20 protein-coding genes are annotated in these 17,497 nt (G+C 64.3%); 8 read left to right on the top strand and 12 right to left on the bottom strand.

Annotated elements, in window-relative coordinates:
- Positions 1-11 precede the first annotated feature (11 nt).
- On the bottom strand, positions 12-494 hold the full coding sequence (locus P4U43_RS04965) for an Lrp/AsnC family transcriptional regulator (protein WP_277357728.1): 483 nt from the start codon (positions 492-494) through the stop codon (positions 12-14).
- A 268-nt stretch (positions 495-762) separates the two neighbouring features.
- The gene (locus P4U43_RS04960; RefSeq protein WP_277357727.1) at positions 763-1,149 is read right to left on the bottom strand and encodes a PLD nuclease N-terminal domain-containing protein; all 387 of its coding nucleotides are present in this window, start codon (positions 1,147-1,149) and stop codon (positions 763-765) included.
- A gap of 30 nt (positions 1,150-1,179) precedes the next feature.
- On the opposite strand from P4U43_RS04960, the gene P4U43_RS04955 reads away from it, so the two are divergent.
- Entirely contained in the window at positions 1,180-1,473 is a 294-nt protein-coding gene (locus P4U43_RS04955; RefSeq protein ID WP_056543557.1) for a DUF4229 domain-containing protein, read from the top strand.
- A 34-nt stretch (positions 1,474-1,507) separates the two neighbouring features.
- Here the strand turns inward: P4U43_RS04955 and P4U43_RS04950 are convergent, their stop codons facing one another.
- The 4 genes from P4U43_RS04950 to P4U43_RS04935 form a co-directional block, all read right to left on the bottom strand.
- Positions 1,508-2,392, bottom strand: a complete 885-nt coding sequence (locus tag P4U43_RS04950; RefSeq protein WP_056543559.1) for a 1,4-dihydroxy-2-naphthoate polyprenyltransferase — start codon at positions 2,390-2,392, stop codon at positions 1,508-1,510.
- A 66-nt stretch (positions 2,393-2,458) separates the two neighbouring features.
- Positions 2,459-3,592, bottom strand: a complete 1,134-nt coding sequence (gene menE, locus P4U43_RS04945; protein WP_277357726.1) for an o-succinylbenzoate--CoA ligase — start codon at positions 3,590-3,592, stop codon at positions 2,459-2,461.
- A gap of 6 nt (positions 3,593-3,598) precedes the next feature.
- Positions 3,599-4,555 carry a 1,4-dihydroxy-2-naphthoyl-CoA synthase gene (locus P4U43_RS04940; protein ID WP_277357725.1) on the bottom strand — a complete coding sequence of 319 codons (957 nt, stop codon included), beginning with the start codon at positions 4,553-4,555 and terminating at the stop codon, positions 3,599-3,601.
- Between the two features lie 50 nt (positions 4,556-4,605).
- A complete protein-coding gene (locus P4U43_RS04935) occupies positions 4,606-5,043 on the bottom strand; it encodes a VOC family protein (protein WP_277357724.1) in 438 nt (145 codons plus the stop codon).
- Between the two features lie 169 nt (positions 5,044-5,212).
- On the opposite strand from P4U43_RS04935, the gene P4U43_RS04930 reads away from it, so the two are divergent.
- The 5 genes from P4U43_RS04930 to P4U43_RS04910 all read left to right on the top strand — a co-directional run bounded on the left by P4U43_RS04930 (position 5,213) and on the right by P4U43_RS04910 (position 9,469).
- Complete coding sequence (locus P4U43_RS04930) at positions 5,213-5,422, top strand: dodecin (RefSeq protein ID WP_056543571.1); 210 nt, start codon at positions 5,213-5,215, stop codon at positions 5,420-5,422.
- Positions 5,423-5,782: 360 nt separating this feature from the next.
- A complete protein-coding gene (locus P4U43_RS04925) occupies positions 5,783-6,979 on the top strand; it encodes a thiolase family protein (RefSeq protein ID WP_277357785.1) in 1,197 nt (398 codons plus the stop codon).
- Complete coding sequence (locus P4U43_RS04920) at positions 6,979-7,731, top strand: enoyl-CoA hydratase/isomerase family protein (protein ID WP_277357723.1); 753 nt, start codon at positions 6,979-6,981, stop codon at positions 7,729-7,731. The genes P4U43_RS04925 and P4U43_RS04920 overlap by 1 nt, the downstream gene beginning before the upstream one ends.
- 56 nt (positions 7,732-7,787) lie before the next feature.
- Positions 7,788-8,597, top strand: coding sequence for a 3-hydroxyacyl-CoA dehydrogenase family protein (locus P4U43_RS04915; protein WP_277357784.1), 810 nt, complete (start codon positions 7,788-7,790; stop codon positions 8,595-8,597).
- A gap of 32 nt (positions 8,598-8,629) precedes the next feature.
- Positions 8,630-9,469, top strand: a complete 840-nt coding sequence (locus tag P4U43_RS04910; protein ID WP_277357722.1) for an endonuclease/exonuclease/phosphatase family protein — start codon at positions 8,630-8,632, stop codon at positions 9,467-9,469.
- On the opposite strand, the gene P4U43_RS04905 is transcribed toward P4U43_RS04910, so the two are convergent.
- Positions 9,466-10,341: an SGNH/GDSL hydrolase family protein gene (locus P4U43_RS04905; protein ID WP_277357721.1), complete on the bottom strand. Its 876-nt coding sequence runs from the start codon at positions 10,339-10,341 to the stop codon at positions 9,466-9,468. The genes P4U43_RS04910 and P4U43_RS04905 overlap by 4 nt on opposite strands.
- Before the next feature lie 75 nt (positions 10,342-10,416).
- Between P4U43_RS04905 and P4U43_RS04900 the strand changes: the two genes are divergently transcribed.
- Positions 10,417-11,166, top strand: coding sequence for a tyrosine-protein phosphatase (locus P4U43_RS04900; protein WP_277357720.1), 750 nt, complete (start codon positions 10,417-10,419; stop codon positions 11,164-11,166).
- 3 nt (positions 11,167-11,169) lie between these two features.
- Here the strand turns inward: P4U43_RS04900 and P4U43_RS04895 are convergent, their stop codons facing one another.
- A complete protein-coding gene (locus P4U43_RS04895; protein ID WP_277357783.1) occupies positions 11,170-11,520 on the bottom strand; it encodes a PaaI family thioesterase in 351 nt (116 codons plus the stop codon).
- Positions 11,521-11,688: 168 nt separating this feature from the next.
- Here P4U43_RS04895 and paaZ point away from each other — a divergent pair, with 168 nt between their 5' ends.
- A complete protein-coding gene (gene paaZ, locus P4U43_RS04890; RefSeq protein WP_277357719.1) occupies positions 11,689-13,773 on the top strand; it encodes a phenylacetic acid degradation bifunctional protein PaaZ in 2,085 nt (694 codons plus the stop codon).
- Between the two features lie 82 nt (positions 13,774-13,855).
- Here the strand turns inward: paaZ and P4U43_RS04885 are convergent, their stop codons facing one another.
- The 4 genes from P4U43_RS04885 to paaI all read right to left on the bottom strand — a co-directional run bounded on the left by P4U43_RS04885 (position 13,856) and on the right by paaI (position 17,340).
- A complete protein-coding gene (locus P4U43_RS04885) occupies positions 13,856-14,662 on the bottom strand; it encodes a type IV toxin-antitoxin system AbiEi family antitoxin domain-containing protein (protein ID WP_277357718.1) in 807 nt (268 codons plus the stop codon).
- A gap of 189 nt (positions 14,663-14,851) precedes the next feature.
- The gene (locus P4U43_RS04880; protein WP_277357717.1) at positions 14,852-15,457 is read right to left on the bottom strand and encodes a TetR/AcrR family transcriptional regulator; all 606 of its coding nucleotides are present in this window, start codon (positions 15,455-15,457) and stop codon (positions 14,852-14,854) included.
- Between the two features lie 78 nt (positions 15,458-15,535).
- Positions 15,536-16,867 (bottom strand): phenylacetate--CoA ligase PaaK, encoded by a 1,332-nt coding sequence (paaK, locus tag P4U43_RS04875; RefSeq protein WP_277357716.1) that lies wholly within the window; start codon positions 16,865-16,867, stop codon positions 15,536-15,538.
- A complete protein-coding gene (gene paaI / locus P4U43_RS04870; protein WP_277357715.1) occupies positions 16,864-17,340 on the bottom strand; it encodes a hydroxyphenylacetyl-CoA thioesterase PaaI in 477 nt (158 codons plus the stop codon). The genes paaK and paaI overlap by 4 nt, the downstream gene beginning before the upstream one ends.
- Between the last annotated feature and the right edge of the window lie 157 nt (positions 17,341-17,497).

The raw sequence follows: 17,497 nt of genomic DNA, 5'->3' as shown, positions 1-17,497 counted from the left end.
GAGGATGCCTGCTAACCCGCGATCGCCCTCAGCAGGGGCGCCATCCGGTAGGGAATCGGTTGGCGCAGGAACATGCTGGTCCTGGTCCGCAGGATTCCCGGACACAGGCGGATTTCCTCGGACACCCGGTAGAGATCGTCAGGGTCCCGGGCCACCACGCGGCACAGCAGGTCTGTCTCGCCGGCAGGCGCAAGGCATTCGATGACCTCTGGAATGGCGCGCAGTCCCTCAACAGCGAGGTCTATGCGGTGCTGATCCAGCTCGGCAGCGACATGCGCGGAAATTCCCATGCCCAGTGCCTCCGGATCAATCCGTACGTTGTGCGGCCTGAGGACTCTTTCACGCTCGAATCGGTCGAGGCGGGCCTGGACGGTGCCTCGGGCCAGGCCCGTCCGCTGGGCGATCGCGAGAATGGTCATCCGAGGCTCGGCGTCGAGTGCCTCGAGCACAGCCCGGTCAATGGCATCTCTGGTGTGGCGCGGTTCCTTGTTCATCGGTCTGCGGAGCTCTCCAGGTGGGGGCTGGTCAGATTGACCACTATTGTCGGAAGGATTTCATTCAGCGTAGTCATTCTGACTATCCAGACCAAGGGCTGTTGTGCAAATCTTTGCACAGACCGTCAAATAGGTGACATGGAAGTGGAAACGGGACACCATCTCGGGAACACTGTGCCGCGGCTGTCAGGGAACATCAACCCGCAGCCGTGTCAGGTAGCCCACAAGGCTTTGCCTGAGCGCTACGCAAGACCGCCTACGTACCGGCCTAGGCGGTCTTGCCGTCGCTGGCCGTGCCCTCGTCGTTCTTCTTCTTCTCGGCTTCGCGTGCACGTTCCTCAGCGTCGCGCTTTCGCTGTTCGGCCTCGCGGGCTTCCTGGCGACGCCTGAGCTCGAGGTTTCGCAGAAACTGGGGATCATCATCCGGTGCCGTGGGGCCCCGCTTCTGGCGCTGGGCTGGGCGGTCGTCCCTGCCCGGCCGACCGAAGAGGAACCAGAGGCCGGCGCCCAGAAGGGGGACGAGGAGGATGGTGAAGAACCAGGCTGGTTTCGAAATGCTGCGCACCGATTCTGCCCGGCTCATGATGCAGTCGAACAGCGCGTAAATGATGACGGCGATCCCCAGGATCACGAGGAGCAGCAGCAGGCGGGGCATGCATCAATTGTAGGCGAGTAAACTTGAGACGTGCCTTTCCTAAAATTCACCGCTCTGCGCCTCGGCTTCGTCGCGGTGTTCTCCGTGATCTGCTATTCCTTGGGTCTGGGCGCGATCTTCTCGGTGATAGCCGGTGCAATTCTGGCGTGGTGCGTCACATACCTGTTCTTCCGCGAGATGCGCAATCGTGCCGCGTCCTCCCTGCAGCGCCGTTTCCGTGACGGAGCTCCGCCGGTCCGTTCAGCCAGTGAATTGCGTGATGCGGACGCCGAGGACAGCCTGGATCCCAACACCCCGGTGAATTCCGACCGCCGCAAGCCCTAGCTCCGCCGTGGAGGCGTAGCCCGGCCGCTCAAAGCTAGGCCAGCACTCCCGAGAGCACCACACCGGCGCCGAAGAGCACGCTGAAGCCGAGGTTGATGATGCTCGTCTGCTTCAGGACCGGAATGAGGCTGCGGCGCTTTTTGCCCTTGAGCATCAGCCAGCTCGGCATCAGGCACAGAGGGATGAGGAGCAGCACCAGCAGCACCCACGGGTAGTCGTAGACCAGGAGCAGCGGCAGCAGCAGGGCCACCGCGAGCATCATCACATAGCTGATACGGGCGGCGGTATCGCCGAGACGGACAGCGAGGGTAAGCTTGCCGGCTTCCCGGTCGGTGGGAATGTCCCGCACGTTGTTGGCCATCAGCAGCGCCATGGCAATGATTCCCGTGCAGACCGCACCGACCCATGCCGGGCCGCTCAGTTGACCTGCCTGCGTGTAGGTGGTTCCGAGGGTAGCGACCAGTCCAAAGAAGACGAAGACAAACAGGTCGCCCAAGCCCATGTAGCCATAGGGATTGCGCCCGCCCGTGTAGCCCCACGCAGCGGCTACGCAGCCGAGGCCCACGAGCAGCAGGAACCACGCCTGGGAGAGCACAATCAGTGCGATTCCAGCGAGCATCGCCAGCGCGAAACATCCGAAGGCCGCCCACTTCACCTGCCGCGGCTTCGCGGCCCCGGAACCCGTCAACCTCAGCGGGCCGACGCGGTCGTTGTCCGTGCCGCGGATTCCGTCGGAGTAGTCGTTGGCATAGTTCACTCCCACCTGCAGGAGGATGGCGACGAGTGCGGCGAGCAGGGCGTTGACGGGTTTGAACGCGCCGAGGTCAAAAGCCGCAGCGCAGCCGATAATGACGGGCGCCACCGCCATGGGAAGTGTGCGGGGGCGCGCTCCCTCCACCCATTGCGCAGCTGTTGCCACGGTGCTCCTCCGGTTATCTGTTCTCTGGATTTTCGCTTGGATGCCCTGAACCTGCGGGCGGATTCGCTACAGCGCTGACTGCTCGAACAGTGCGCGCACGGCCATCCGGTCGGGTTTGCCATTGGGCAGCATTGGGAGTTTATCGAGCGTCAGCACAATCCTTGGGGCCGCGTGTGACCCAAGATGCTCCTGCGCATGCTGCCGCACTGCGTCCGGATTGACCGAGCCTACGACGGCGGCAGCCACCTGTGCGCCCCACTCCGGATGCGGTACCCCCAGCACCAGTGCTTCGCTGACCCCCGGCATGCCCTCAAGGACACTGGACACTGCGACCGCGGACACCTTGAGTCCGCCTGTGATGATGACGTCATCCACGCGGCCGTGGACGGTGAGGACGCCGCCGTCAATAGCGCCGTCGTCGTCCGTTCGGAACCAGCGCCGGCCAGAGTTGAACGGGAACTTTTCCCGGGTGAGATCCGGCTGGCCCAGGTAACCGTCGGCCAGGACCGGTCCGCTGATCCAGAGCCGGCCGTCGTCGTTGGTGAGCTGTACGCCTTCGAGGGGGACGCCGTCGTACACGCACCCGCCGCAGGTTTCACTCATACCGTAGGTGCGGACGATCTTCAGGCCGTGTGCGCGGGCTCTGCTGCGGAGGGCGTCGGTGACCGCCGCCCCGCCGAGCAGGATTGCGTTGAAGCGCTGGAGCGCCTTGATGGTGTGGGGGGCCGGGTCCTCAAGCAGCCGGTGGAGCTGCGTGGGAACCAGGGACGTGAAGCGCACTTTGTCGGTCAGTTCACCGGCAGCTTCCGTGAATCGCTCCGGGCTGAACGTCTCGGTAAGGTCCATCGCCCACGGCCGTGTCCCCGCGTACAGCGAGCGCACCAACACCTGGAAGCCGGCCACATAGTGCACGGGCAGGGTGAGCAGCCACTGGCCCTCGGACTTCAGGGCGTAGGCGGTCCCCATGGCGGATGCGGCAAGGGCGTCGACGCTGAGCATGGTCTGTTTTGGGGTGCCGGTGGAGCCGGAGGTGCTGAGCACTGCGGCGATCTCATCGTTGGGCAGTTCGCCGTTGAAGCTCTGATGCCCATCGGAGTGCGGTGCTACCGCAGGTCCTTCACCGGCAAGGGCCGCTGCGAGAGGTGCAAGCAGTGTATGCGGATCGAAGCCGGGCGGAGTGTGAACGGGGAAGAGTTCCATGGGCGCCTAGAAGTAGTAGGGGAAGCTGGACCAGTCGGGACTGCGCTTTTCGAGAAACGCTTCCTTGCCCTCGACCGCTTCATCGGTCATGTAAGCCATGCGCGTGGCCTCGCCGGCGAAGACCTGCTGGCCGGCCAGGCCGTCATCGGCCAGGTTGAACGCGAACTTGAGCATGCGGATTGCCTGCGGGCTCTGGTTCGCGATGTCTGCCGCGTACTCAAGCGCCACGTCCTCGAGCCGCTCGTGGTCAACGGCCTGGTTCACGGCGCCCATGGCCACCATGTCCTCGGCCGAGTACTCCCTGGCGAGGAAGAAAATCTCGCGGGCCTTCTTCTGGCCGATCTGGCGCGCGAGGAGCGCCGAGCCGTAGCCGGCATCGAAGCTGCCTACGGTCGCGTCAGTCTGCTTGAACTTGCCGTGCTGCCTGGAGGCGATCGTTAGGTCCGACACAACGTGAAGGCTGTGCCCGCCGCCTGCTGCCCACCCATTGACGACGGCGATGACCACCTTGGGCATGGTCCGCATCAGCCGCTGGACTTCAAGGATATGGAGCCGGCCGGCGCGTGCCGGGTCGATGGTCTCCCTGGTCTCACCCTCTGCGTACCTGTACCCATCCCGCCCACGGATCCGCTGGTCACCGCCGGAGCAGAAGGAGTGCCCGCCGTCCTTGGGAGAAGGGCCGTTGCCTGTGAGGAGGACCGTTGCAACGTCCGGGGTCATTCGTGCGTGATCCATTGCGCGGTACAGCTCATCCACCGTGCCAGGGCGGAAGGCGTTACGGACCTCAGGCCGGTTGAACGCAATGCGGACAGTCGGCAGATCGCGTGTGCCGGCGCCGCCGTTCTGGCTGCGGTCCACGTGGCGGTGGTAGGTGATGTCCTGCAGATCCTCGAACCCCTCCACGAGCCGCCAGCGGGCAGGGTCGAAGACATCGGATACCTGGGGTGGGAGATCTGTGGTCACCAATCGAGTCTAGCTTTGGAGACGGGGGGAACTTCAAAGTGGTGGGCCGGCTAGCTCACGCAGAACTCATTACCTTCCGGATCCGTCATCGTGTACCAGATGTGCGGGCCTTCATTGCCCTGGTACAGGAACCGTGCGCCGCGCTTTTCCAGTGCGGTGCGGACGGCGTCCTTATCATCACCGTCAAGACGGATGTCCAGGTGCGTGCGGTTCTTGACCGTCTTGGGCTCGGGGACCTTGACGAAGAGGATGCGTTGCCGCCCCGTCTTTCCGTCCTCGTCCGGCCGGCAGATTGCCTCACCGGTGCTCCAGACGCGGATGCCGTTGTGCTCGATGAGGTCGCTCTGCTGCGCATAACCTTCTGCGAGCATCTTGTCGATGAAGTCCTGGTCCGTAGGCTCCACCCTCCAGTCCAGGGTTTCCGCCCACCAGCCTGCCTGCGTGTGGGGATCTTCGCTGTCGATCACTATCTGGATGCTGTACGTCATGAAACAAGAGGGTAGGCGCGTCCGCCGGCTCAATCCAGAAGATTCCGGACGATTCGCGTCCGCAATACATGGCTGGAGCCGAGCTTCGAAGGGCTGGACCGCGACGGTGGGGAGGACTAGCGTGGCACCCACCCGCCGGAGTTGCCGGCGCCCGGATTCAGGAGGAAGCATGGCGAACCATACTTACAGCATTTCCGAGGTCGTCGGAACGTCGCCGGACGGGGTGGACGCGGCAGTCAACAACGCAGTGACCCAGGCAGCGAAGACCCTTCGGAATCTCGACTGGTTCGAGGTCAAGGAGATCCGGGGGCACCTCGTGGATGGCGCCGTCGCCGATTGGCAGGTCACGGTCAAGCTGGGCTTTCGCCTGGAGGACTGACTCGCGTGGACTGACTCGCGTGGACCGCCTGCCGACGGCCGACCTTCGGCGGTCGACCGCGGCCGTTAAAGAAACCGTTGACGAACGCCCGCAGCAGGGGCAGGCTGTTTCCTACGTGGTTCTAACCCGCGCCCGTCTTCTCGCCGGCGTTGAGCCAGCCCCGATGCGAAGATCCCGGGGCGGCTCCGCCGGCGCTTTTTGCCCTATCCCATAGGCGAGCCGAACACGGAACAATCCCAATCCGTCACGTCAGTTGACCGCTCCGGCGCCCCGTGCGATTCTTTATAGAACGAACGGTCGGTAATTATGCCGCCCTTCCTGCACGCTCTGACGACGACGACGACGATGACGGAGGCTGGCATGGCCGAGGCTTTTCTGGTGGGCGGGGTTCGAACCCCGGTGGGACGGTACGGCGGAGCGCTTTCGGCGGTCCGGCCCGATGACCTGGCGGCGCTGACCCTCCGCGAGCTGGTGCACCGCACCGGCCTGGACCCCGAGGCAATCGACGAGGTCATTCTCGGCAACGCGAACGGCGCCGGCGAGGAAAACCGCAACGTCGCCCGCATGGCCACGCTGCTTGCCGGCCTGCCCAACACCATTCCGGGGATCACCGTCAACCGGCTCTGCGCATCCGGTCTGTCGGCCATCATTATGGCCTCCCACATGATCAAGGCAGGAGCTGCCGACGTCGTTATTGCCGGTGGTGTCGAGTCCATGAGCCGTGCGCCGTGGGTGATGGAAAAGCCGACGACGGCATTCGCGAAGCCTGGCGCCGCTTTCGACACCTCGATTGGCTGGCGCTTCACCAACCCCACCTTCGCGGCCCAGGAGAAGACCACGTTCTCGATGCCGGAGACGGCCGAGGAGGTTGCCCGCGTGGACGGCATCTCGCGGGAGGATGCAGATGCCTTCGCACTCCGTTCCCACCAGCGGGCCATTGCCGCAATCGAGTCAGGGCACTTCAAAGACGAGATCGTTCCCGTTAACACCACACACCGCAAGAAGAACGTCACCGTTGATACGGACGAGGGACCCAGACCGGACACCACGCTCGAGGTGCTCGCGGGGCTGAAGCCGGTTGTAGCAAAGGACGGCGTGGTGACGGCGGGCAATTCGAGCTCGCTGAACGACGGCGCGTCCGCCGTGATCGTAGCGTCCGAAGCCGCACTCACCCGGCTCGGCCTGACCCCGCGCGCCCGCATCGTCACGGGTGCCTCCGCCGGAGTGCCGCCGGAAATCATGGGCATCGGACCCGTCCCGGCCACGCAGAAGGTCCTCAAGCTCGCCGGCCGGTCCATCGGCGACCTCGACGCCGTCGAACTCAACGAAGCCTTCGCCACACAGTCCCTCGCCTCGATCCGCAGGCTTGGCCTCGACGAGGACATCGTCAACCGGGACGGCGGCGCCATCGCCCTGGGGCACCCGCTGGGTTCCTCGGGCTCGCGGATCGCCATCACCCTCATGGGTCGGCTGGAACGGGAAGGCGGAAGCCTGGGACTTGCCACCATGTGCGTGGGCGTGGGACAGGGAACAGCCCTGCTCCTGGAGCGTGTGTAGTGCAGACCCTGACAATCGACGACGGCGGGAACCGCCTCAGCGTCCAGCTCAACCGGCCCGAGGTCCGCAACGCAATCGACCAGCAGATGGTTGACGAGCTTCACGAGGTGTGCGCCGACCTTGAGCGCAACCCGCGGATCCTCGTGCTCTCCGGCACGGGCGGCGTCTTCGCCTCCGGCGCCGACATTGCACAGCTAAGAGAACGACGGCGCGACGACGCCCTCGCCGGAATCAACTCGACACTCTTCTCCCGGATTGCGAAACTTCCCATGCCGGTGATCGCGGCGCTGGACGGCTATGCGCTTGGCGGCGGTGCGGAACTCGCTTTCGCTGCGGACTTCCGGATCGGGACACCCGCACTGAAGATCGGCAACCCGGAAACGGGCCTCGGCATCCTGCCGGCGGCCGGCGCAACCTGGCGGCTGCGCGAGCTTGTCGGTGAGCCGCTCGCCAAGGAGATCCTGCTCTCAGGACGCGTACTGAACGCCGATGAAGCCCTCGCCGTCCGGCTCATCACCGAAATCCACCCGGCCGTGGATTTGCTCCCGGCAGCGCACCGTCTCGCTGATCGCATCGCGCGCCAGGACCCACTCGCAACCCGCATCACCAAGAGTGTGTTCCATGCACCACCCGAGGCGCATCCCGTGATCGATCAGCTTGCACAGGGCATCCTGTTCGAGTCCGAGGCCAAGTTCGAGCGCATGCAGGCCTTCCTGACCAGGAAAGACACCGAACGGAAGATGAAAAAGTGAGCACAGCGGGGACCAACAGCGTTCCGGAGACCGTTGGCGTACTGGGTGGCGGGCGGATGGGCGCGGGAATCGCACACGCATTCTGTGTGGCCGGTGCCGCCGTCGTCGTTGTTGAACAGAACGACGACGCCGCGGAGGCGGCGCGCGGACGGATCACTGCTGCGCTGGACCGCAGCATCGCCAAAGGGAGCACGCAGGAAAGCCTGGACGCGCTCTCGGCGCGGCTGCAGGTAAGCACCGATTACAAGGCTTTTGCGTCCTGCGGCCTGGTGGTCGAAGCCGTGCCGGAGGACCTTGCGTTGAAAACGGCCGCGCTGCGCGGCGTGGAGGAACAGCTCGACGACGGCGCCTGGCTCGCCACGAATACGTCCTCCTTGTCGGTCGGTGAGCTGGCGGGCGTCCTGCAGCGGCCGGACCGGTTCTGCGGCCTTCACTTCTTCAATCCGGTGCCGGCGTCAACGCTCATCGAGGTTGTGCTCGCGCCTTCCACCTCGGCAGAGCTGGCCGAGAAGGCCCGCGGCTGGGCTGAAGCACTCGGCAAGACTCCCGTGGTGGTCAAGGATGCGCCCGGTTTTGCCAGCTCCCGCCTGGGTGTTGCTATTGCGCTGGAAGCGATGCGCATGGTCGAGGAGGGCGTGGCGTCCGCTGAAGACATTGATACGGCAATGGTGCTCGGGTACAAGCATCCGGTCGGTCCGCTACGGACAACGGACATCGTCGGCCTCGATGTGCGGCTCGGGATCGCCGAATATCTGGAGTCGACGCTGGGGGAGCGCTTTGCTCCGCCGCAGGTCCTCCGGGACAAGGTTGCGCGCGGGGAGCTCGGGCGTAAGTCGGGTCAGGGGTTCTTCGCGTGGGACGAGTAGCCCATGCCGCAGGCAAGGGCTAAGGTTTTTTTATGACTGAGCGGACGACGCTGGCAGAGAAACCGCTGATCGGACCTGTTGAGCCGCCGCAGCTTCATATTATGACCTACAACATCCGGCGCCGGGTGGCTCATGTGAACCCGTGGAGCCATGATTTCTGGGGTCGCCGCGAACCGCTGGTCCGCCGGCTTCTGGCGGCCGAACAGCCCACCATCCTCGGTGTGCAGGAGGCGTTGCCGGACCAGATGCCGGCGATCCTGGAGGGGCTGGGCGAGGGTTACAGCAGCATCGGCCGCGGCCGTAACGCGGACGGCGGTGGTGAACAGTGCCCGATCGTCTACGATGCACGGCGCCTGGAACTGCTGGAATGGGATCAGGACGCGCTGTCCAACACCCCGGACACCCCAGGATCAAATGGGTGGGGCAACCTCATCCCGCGGATAGTTGTGACGGCTCGCTTCCGGGACCGTGAAACCGACAAAAAACTGACCGTCCTCAATACCCATCTCGACCACATGTCCCGAAAGTCGCGTCAGCGTTCGGCGGAGGCAATCCGGTCCCTGGTCGCGCAGACCGAGGGGGCCGTCGTCGTGACCGGAGACTTCAATACGGGCGCGGCGTCGCAGCCGTACGAGGCGATGACCAGCGGTGAAGTGCTGGCGGATGCCTGGGATGAGGCCAAGGAGCGGCTGACCGAGCTGTGGGGGACGTTCCCGCACTACCGTGCGCCGAAGCAGGGGCGCAAGCGGATCGACTGGGTCATGGTGAACTCGGGGGTCACCGTTGTGGAGACGGGTATCAACACCACCCGCTACAACGGCGCGTGGCCATCCGACCACACGCCGGTGCAGGCGATCATTACTGTGGATTAGTCGAGGTGCTTCACTGCCTGCCGGATCTCGTGCAGGTACCCGTTCTTGTAACCCTTCGCGGTTGGGTGCAGCGCGCCCGGGTCCGTGAACGGCTGGATCCAGGGCTGCGGCGAACCGAGGCCGTGCCTGTCGAACCGTTTGACGACGTCGACGTAGGTGAAGCCGGCAAGTTCCGCCTGGGTGCGGATGGCAGCGTTCAGGGCGTCGGCGCCGTCGTTGAGGATCTGCTGCTCGGCCGGTGTGAGCGGCAGCGGCGGAACCGGCGCGCCCGTCGGGTCCAGGATGGGCAATCCTGTCTCCAGATTGATGGCGGGCACGAAAAGCGTGGTGCCGAACTCGGGTGAGAAGAGGTGCGGGTAACCCGTCACAACTACATCAGCGTAGAGAGCCGAGCCTCTGACTCCGTCATACAGTGCGCTGAGCCCGGCGGAAAGTTGGTTCTGCGCTTCGGTACCCACCGCCTGATTTACAGCGGCTGTACAGGTCAGCGTTCCGTAGCCGCAGGCAGCAATCACGAACTGGTATCCCACATCATTACCGCCGACTGTCAGGGTGACGAGGTCTGTCGTGGCGTTCAAGTTGCCGAGCGCTGAGAACACGTCGGAAATGGTGTCGCCACTGCAGGTCGCGTTGGTGACCAGGTCGATCCGTTTGCGCTCGTCGAGCAGTTCGGGGTAACCGAGCGCTGATTGAAGGCAGTCTGCCGGGTCTGGATCCATGTAGTAGTTGGCCCCAACCCCGGATGCGTACGAGTCACCGAGCGCGACATATTGGGTAGTTCCGCGATCGCCTGCCGACGCCGGCAAAACCGCTGAGCCTGCAAGGAGGCCCGAAGCCAGGAGTGTGCTGGCCGCAATTCGGAGAAGTTTCATCGCATCAACATACTCCTGAACCGGGGTGCCGGATAGAGCGAAGCGGCGCGCCGTGCCGCTTGTTATTCTTCAGCCATGGCTTCGATTGATCTGGCCCAACTGCATCGACACGGCTCGCACCGTAACGTCCCCTGGGACGGCGCCGTGAATGCACGGGATCTCGGTGGCGTCAGCCCTGACATCAAGGCCGGTCGGCTGTACCGGATGGGCCGCCATGAATGGCTCACCGACGCCGGTTGGCAGCAAGCGTACGACGACGGCGTCCGCACCGTTGTTGACCTTCGAAACCCTGATGAGCGAGGACGGAGGGAAACGGATCCGGTCCTGAACACCGCAGTCCTGGACCGGTTTCAGGTGGTGAACTGCCCTACTGAGGACCAGTCGGATGAGGAGTTCATGCAGCTGGTCGGGCCCTACCTGAACTCACCGGAGTACTACCTGGAGAACCTGCGCCGATGGCCGGAGAAGATCGCCGCAGTGGTGCGGGCCGTGGCGGAGTCGGAGGGCGCCGTCGTCGTGCACTGTGCTGCGGGGCGGGACCGCACCGGCATGGTGACCGCAGTGCTGCTGACCCTCGCGGGCGTTGACCATGAGCACATTGCTGACGACTATGCGCTCGCCGTCCACGGCATCAACGAACACCACCTCGGGCAGGAGACGCCGCACGAGACGCCGAAGTCTCCCGAGGAACTGCACGACTGGGTCATGCACACCCGGGCGCATCTTCTGGAGCTGCTGGACGGCCTTGACGCCGAGGCGTATCTCCGTGACGCCGGGTTGTCGCAGGGGGAGCTTGACGCTGTCCGAGCGAAGTTGACGTTTTAGCGCCTATTTCTTCTCAAGCAGCAGATTGGTGATGCGCAGCGTGCAGAGGCGGCCGCCGTCGTCGTTGGTGATCAGCACCTCATGTGTAGCGAGGGTGCGCCCCAGATGGATGGGGGTGGCGGTGATGGTGATAGTGCCGCTGCGCGCGGACTTGTGATGGGTCGCGGAGACGTCCACGCCCACGGCAGTCTTGCCCAGCGTGCTTGCGTGGATGACGGCTGCCCAGGAGCCAACGGCTTCACCGACCGCGAGCGACGCCCCACCGTGCAGGAGGCCGAAGGACTGCCGGTTACCTTCCACGGGCATCGTCGCGACCACCCGCTCGACCGACTGTTCGAGGATCTTCACGCCCATCTTCTCGTCGAGCTCGCCGAGGGTAATCTGCCAGGGTTCGCCGGTCACTGAAGGCTCCTTGTGGGATGTGGAGGGATGGTGCGTTCATGTACTCTGGACATATTACCGAACGTCCGTTCAGTAATGTTTGTCATGTTTCTTGAGCTCCCCAAACGCGAAAGGTCAACGATGACTTCGACCGCCCTCAGCGTGGACATTGTCCCCAGCTTCATCCGCGACGCCTGGTGGACCCCCGACCAGCACACGCTGTCCGAAGACAACGCCACTGAAGTACGGGACGCCAGCACCGGCGAACTGCTTGCCATGGTGAGCACCAGCGGCCTGGACGTTGCCGACGTCGTCGATTACGCCCGGACCACCGGCCAGAGTGAACTCGGGAAGTTTACGTTCCACCAACGCGCACTGAAGCTCAAGGCGCTCGCCCAGTTCCTGAACGGACAGCGGGATCACCTCTACGAACTCTCTGCGCGGACCGGGGCCACGAAGGTGGACTCCATGGTGGACATCGACGGCGGAATCGGCGTCCTGTTCACGTTCGGTTCCAAGGGCCGGCGGGAACTGCCGAACTCGCAGGTTGTCATCGACGGGCCTGTCGAGGTTCTTTCGAAGGACGGGTCCTTTCTCGGCGAACACATCTACACCCGCATCCCCGGGGTCGCCGTGCAGATCAACGCGTTCAACTTTCCGGTGTGGGGAATGCTCGAGAAGCTGGCACCGGCGTTCCTGGCCGGAGTGCCGACCATCGTGAAGCCTGCAACGCCTACCGGTTATCTGACGGCCGCCGTCGTGAAGCTGATCATCGAGTCCAACATTCTGCCCGCCGGGTCGCTGCAGCTCATTTCGGGACCGGCCCGCGACGTGCTGGACACGCTTGATTACCGGGACATGGTGCTGTTCACCGGTTCCGCTTCCACAGCGAACAAGCTGAAGTCCCACGACAACGTGACCACGGGCGGCGTGCGTTTCTCGTCCGAAACCGACTCCCTCAACGCCGCAATCCTCGGCGAAGACGCGGTTCCCGGAACGCCCGAGTTCGACGCGTTCATCAAGTCCCTCGTCACCGAGATCACGGTCAAGGCGGGCCAGAAGTGCACGAGTATCCGCCGCAGCCTGGTTCCCAAGGCTCTGGTGAACGACGTCGTTGCTGCCGCCCGCGACCGCATTGAGCAGCGCATCACGCTCGGTGACCCGCGTGCTGAGGGCGTCACCATGGGCGCGCTTGCTTCGGTCGGGCAGATGCGCGACGTCCGCGCCGCCGTCGAGACCATGCTTGCAGCAGGCGGCGAACTCGCTTACGGAACCCTGGACTCTCCCCGGGTGACCCACGCTGACGGGACCGTGGACGTCGCTGAGGACGGCGCCTTCATGGCTCCCATGCTCCTGACCTGGGAAAACTCTGATGCGGTTGAACTTCACACGGTGGAGGCCTTCGGTCCCGTCGCCTCGGTGGTGGGGTATGAGGACACCGCACACGCCGTACGGCTGGCCGCCATGGGCGAGGGGTCACTGGTGGCGACGGTCTGCACCAACGATCCGGCCATTGCACGTGAGCTGGTGATGGGCATTGCGGCCCACCACGGCCGCGTTCTGCTGCTGAACCGTGAGGATGCGCGTTCTTCCACCGGCCACGGTTCGCCGGTGCCGCACCTGGTGCATGGAGGGCCGGGGCGTGCCGGGGGTGGCGAGGAGCTCGGCGGCATCCGCTCAGTGCTGCACCATATGCAGCGCACAGCCCTGCAGGGATCACCGAACATGCTGACCGCGATTACGGGCGTCTGGCACACCGGGGCGGACCGCAACTTCGATGAAGAGCACCCGTTCCGGAAGAACCTCGCGACACTGCGGATCGGTGATGCAGTGCGCTCGGACCTGCGTCAGGTGACGCTTGAGGACATCACGGCGTTTGCGAACGAGACCGGCGACAAGTTCTACGCGCACACCAACGAGGAAGCTGCAGCCGCGAACCCGTTCTTCCCAGGCATTGTTGCGCATGGCTATCTGCTGCTGTCCTGGGGAGCCGGGCTGTTCGTGGAACCTGCTCCGGGGCCCGTCCTCGCGAACTACGGCCTCGAGAACCTGCGGTTCATCACTCCCGTTGCTGCCGGTGACTCGATCCGCGTGACCCTTACGGCCAAGCGCATCACGCCGCGCGAGGACGAGGAGTACGGCGAGGTGTCCTGGGATGCGGTGCTCACCAACCAGAATGACGAGATCGTGGCGACCTACGACGTCCTGACCCTCGTCGAGAAGTAGGCCCGCAGGCCCGGACCGCCTATCCCACTGGGTGCCCCAACTGAGTGGGACACGGCGGTCCAATCCCACCCGGATGGACGTTCTACTGGGATTTTCGGGAAGCGAGGCCCTGCCGGACTAACCGAATGAACGAGTCGGGCTCCCGTAGGATCAATTTTGCGCTGACACGCAGGATCGGGATGCCCTTCACTGTGAGCAGGTTCCACCGCCGGCGGTCCTCCTCGAACTCCTTGTGACCGCTGTGGTGCTCCCGACCGTCTGCCTCTATTCCCAGAATCCCTTCAACAAAAAGATCAAGCCGCCCGACACCTGGGATGTAGACCTGCGAGCTGACGTGAAGACCCTCCTCCCCGAGGCGGTAGCGCGCGACTGTCTCAAGAATGGACTCGGCATGAGGATCAACCAGTCCGATGATCCGGCGCAGGGGAGCATCGCGGGCGCCGGTTGCAGAAGCGCGAAGCTGTTCGAGCGTGACCTTCTTCTGGACCACGGCGGACTCAACAATGCAGAGCGCATCCAGTTCCGGCAGGCACCTCATGCTCTGCACGCAGATGTCCGCAAGTGACAGCGGCTTGACCTGGCGGTGGACCCGGAAGACTCCTTCAAGCGGTCGGCCGTGATCGACGGTCACATGGACAAATGACGGTTCCCGGAACACCCATAACCCTAGGTGTTTCGCAGCGGTGATACAGGCAAGCTCGGCTCCCGCGCAGGCAGCGCTGACCAGTGCACTATCAGATCCCGGAAGTGCGTAGACGCCTCGGGCCGGCCGCAGAATACGCTGTGCGGATAGAGCTTCGTCAATGCGCTGACGGGGGACACCGTGGGCGAGCAGAGTACCTCGGCGCGCAACTCCTCCTTGTATCTGCAGGGCTGCGACGATGTCCATGCTTCCATACTGCCCAGGACGCATGGGGTGCGGATGGACTCGGACGGCTATGTGGATAACCCCTGCTCCCAGCGACCGGGTGAGACTGCTGGGATTGGGCTGCTTATTCCCAGCGGACGACGCATGTGGGTGGGATTCGCGGCAGGAGCTTCGGACTGTCCCGACGAGGAGGGCGTGGTGTGGCCGGGCTCAGGCGTGGTGGTGCAGTCCCTCAAAGACCATGGCAATGACATCGTCGGCAAGCTTCTGCGGCGTCAGCGGACCCCCCGGCTTGTACCACTCGACCACCGAGTTGATCGTGCCGAACAGCAGCCTCGTTGTGGTCCGCGGATCGATGTCCTTACGGATGGAGCCCTCGGACCGCGCAGCCTCAACCAGGGACGCCACCTGATGATCAAAGGCACGACGGCGCTCAAGGGCTTCGCGCTCAACCTCCGTATTGCCGCGCAGCCGCAGTAGGAGCGTCACAAAGGGAAGACGCTCGGTCAACACAGCGATGGTGCCGCGCAGCACGTACTCGAGCCGCTGATCCGCCTTGCCGGACGTTGCACTCGCATGCGTCAAGACGGCTTCGAGGCCTCCGAGCGCATGATCCAGTGCCAGGCGCAGCAGATCGCCCTTCGACGGCACGTGATGGTAGATCGCCGACTTGCTGATGCCCAGGTTCTCCGCAAGGACGCCCATCGACGTGGCCTCGTAGCCATGCCGGTTGAAGACACCGACGGCGATGTTGAGCACAGTTTGCTGATCGTATCCGGGACGTCCGCGACGGGTTGCGGCCTGTGAGCTTGGCATACGGGCTATTTTCGCATGAACGTTCGGTCAGGCCCCACTGCGGTCCGCACGTCAGACTCCGAAGAGTGCAGCACGCAGTTACAGCTTCGGCCGCAGGTCATAGATGCGCTTCAGCTTCCCGCTTGAGCGTGCCAGGGAACCGCTCTCGACGACGGACACCGCGCAGCTTGACCCGATGTGGATCTTGATCTGTTTGCTCAGCTCGGACGCTGCAGCAGCAGCGTCGTCGGCGCTCACGCCTTCGCGCGGCTCGATGCGGACAGTCAGCTGGTCCATCCGCTGCCCCTCCGGACGTGTGAGCTCCAGTTGGAAATGCGGGCTGAGCGCAGGGATTCGAAGTGCAATCTCCTCAATCTGCGTAGGGAAGAGGTTCACGCCACGCAGGATGATCATGTCATCGCTGCGCCCGGTGATCCGGTCCATCCGCCGCATGCCGGGGCGGGCGGTGCCCGGAAGCAGTCGGGTCAGGTCATGCGTGCGGTACCGGATGATCGGCAGCGCTTCCTTGGTGAGCGAGGTGAAGACAAGCTCACCGGACTGGCCGTCATCGAGCACCGTGTCAGTGAAAGGATCGATGATCTCCGGCCGGAAGTGGTCCTCCCAAATGTGCGAGCCGTCTTTCGTTTCAACGCACTCTCCGGCGACGCCGGGGCCCATCACCTCGGAGAGCCCGTAGATGTCGCACGCGTCGAATCCCATTCGCTGCTCAAGTTCGGTGCGCATCCGGTCAGTCCAGGGTTCCGCCCCCAGCACCGCGGTCTTGAGGGACGTGCCCTTCGGATCAACGCCGGCCGCAACCATCGCGTCCAGGATGGTGAGCAGATAGGTGGGGGTGCTGAGGATGGCGTCCGGCTCGAAGTCCTGGATGAGCTGCACCTGGCGTTCGGTTTGCCCGCCGGAGATCGGGATGACGGTGCAGCCGAGCTTCTCTGCTCCGAAGTGTGCCCCCAGCCCGCCCGTGAAGAGCCCGTAGCCGTAGGCATTATGGACCTTGTCGCCCTTCTTGACCCCGCTGGCCCGCAGGCACCGCGCAACCAGCGACGCCCACCGGTCAAGATCCCCGGAGGTGTAACCGACAACCGTGGGCCGCCCGGTGGTGCCCGACGACGCGTGAATGCGGGCCACGCGCTCCTGCGGAACCGCGAACATCCCGAAGGGGTACGTCTGCCGGAGGTCTTCCTTGGTGGTGTAGGGGAACTTGGCCAGATCGGAAAGCTCCCGAAGGTCCTCAGGGCGCACGCCGGCGTCGTCGAACTTGCGGCGGTACAGGTCCACATTCTCGTACGCGTACTTCACCGTCCACTGCAGCCGCTCCAGCTGGAGTTCCTCGATGCGCCCGCGGTCATAGGTCTCCTCGGGATCCAAGGTGGCTGCATCCGCTGCTGTCGCCTTGATGGCCGTGGTGCTCATGGGGTCCTCTTCTCGGGCTGGTTCGTGGCTGAAGCACCGCGGCCGGCTTTGTTGGGAACGGTGCGCGATCGGCCGCGGAACTCGGCAATCAGGCGGGTGCCGCCGTCGTCGTTCGCGGCAGTGATCGAAATGTCATAGAGGCCGCTCCGGCCGGCGGAGGCTTTTCGGTCAGCGACCGCGGTCAGCACATCGCCCGGAAAGGCGGGGGCAAGGAAATTGATGTCGACGCCGGATGCGACGGTGATCGTCTCCGTCTCACCGGGAGGATTGCAGGCGAGCGCGAAGGCCGAATCCGCGAAGGCAAAGACCATGCCGCCGTGAGCGATCCCGAAGCCGTTGAGCATTTCCTCGCGCAGACGCATGGTGATGGTTGCATGCCCGTCAGCGAGACGGAGAACTTCGATTCCCATCCAGCGGGAGGCGTGGTCCTGTTCGAGGATGGGGTGCGCAGGGCGGACGTCAGTGTCCTTCATACAGGCCTCTCAGAATTATTTACCGATCGTTCATTAGGTAATACCGGAACCGCCTCCACTGTCAAGCAGATGAAGGCATTGTGGCGCGCGTGGTACCGGCAGAAATTGGCTGCAAACACGCCGGGTGGTGTCAGTCTCCCGGCGGTGCCGGCGGATC

Origin of the sequence: Arthrobacter vasquezii (genome assembly GCF_029455255.1) — a bacterium.
Classification (GTDB): domain Bacteria; phylum Actinomycetota; class Actinomycetes; order Actinomycetales; family Micrococcaceae; genus Arthrobacter_D; species Arthrobacter_D parietis.
Note: the sequence above shows the minus strand (reverse complement) of the source record. Positions and strands in the feature narration are given on the sequence as shown.

Coding starts and splice junctions, on each gene's coding strand:
- P4U43_RS04965 (WP_277357728.1), bottom strand. CDS start 494: ATGAACAAGGAACCGCGCCACACCAGAGATGCCATTGACCGGGCTGTG.
- P4U43_RS04895 (WP_277357783.1), bottom strand. CDS start 11,520: ATGGGCGTGAAGATCCTCGAACAGTCGGTCGAGCGGGTGGTCGCGACG.
- P4U43_RS04935 (WP_277357724.1), bottom strand. CDS start 5,043: ATGACGTACAGCATCCAGATAGTGATCGACAGCGAAGATCCCCACACG.
- paaK (WP_277357716.1), bottom strand. CDS start 16,867: ATGAGCACCACGGCCATCAAGGCGACAGCAGCGGATGCAGCCACCTTG.
- paaZ (WP_277357719.1), top strand. CDS start 11,689: ATGACTTCGACCGCCCTCAGCGTGGACATTGTCCCCAGCTTCATCCGC.
- menE (WP_277357726.1), bottom strand. CDS start 3,592: ATGGAACTCTTCCCCGTTCACACTCCGCCCGGCTTCGATCCGCATACA.
- P4U43_RS04900 (WP_277357720.1), top strand. CDS start 10,417: ATGGCTTCGATTGATCTGGCCCAACTGCATCGACACGGCTCGCACCGT.
- P4U43_RS04910 (WP_277357722.1), top strand. CDS start 8,630: ATGACTGAGCGGACGACGCTGGCAGAGAAACCGCTGATCGGACCTGTT.
- P4U43_RS04930 (WP_056543571.1), top strand. CDS start 5,213: ATGGCGAACCATACTTACAGCATTTCCGAGGTCGTCGGAACGTCGCCG.
- P4U43_RS04880 (WP_277357717.1), bottom strand. CDS start 15,457: ATGCCAAGCTCACAGGCCGCAACCCGTCGCGGACGTCCCGGATACGAT.
- paaI (WP_277357715.1), bottom strand. CDS start 17,340: ATGAAGGACACTGACGTCCGCCCTGCGCACCCCATCCTCGAACAGGAC.
- P4U43_RS04925 (WP_277357785.1), top strand. CDS start 5,783: ATGGCCGAGGCTTTTCTGGTGGGCGGGGTTCGAACCCCGGTGGGACGG.
- P4U43_RS04905 (WP_277357721.1), bottom strand. CDS start 10,341: ATGAAACTTCTCCGAATTGCGGCCAGCACACTCCTGGCTTCGGGCCTC.
- P4U43_RS04960 (WP_277357727.1), bottom strand. CDS start 1,149: ATGCCCCGCCTGCTGCTGCTCCTCGTGATCCTGGGGATCGCCGTCATC.
- P4U43_RS04915 (WP_277357784.1), top strand. CDS start 7,788: ATGGGCGCGGGAATCGCACACGCATTCTGTGTGGCCGGTGCCGCCGTC.
- P4U43_RS04885 (WP_277357718.1), bottom strand. CDS start 14,662: ATGGACATCGTCGCAGCCCTGCAGATACAAGGAGGAGTTGCGCGCCGA.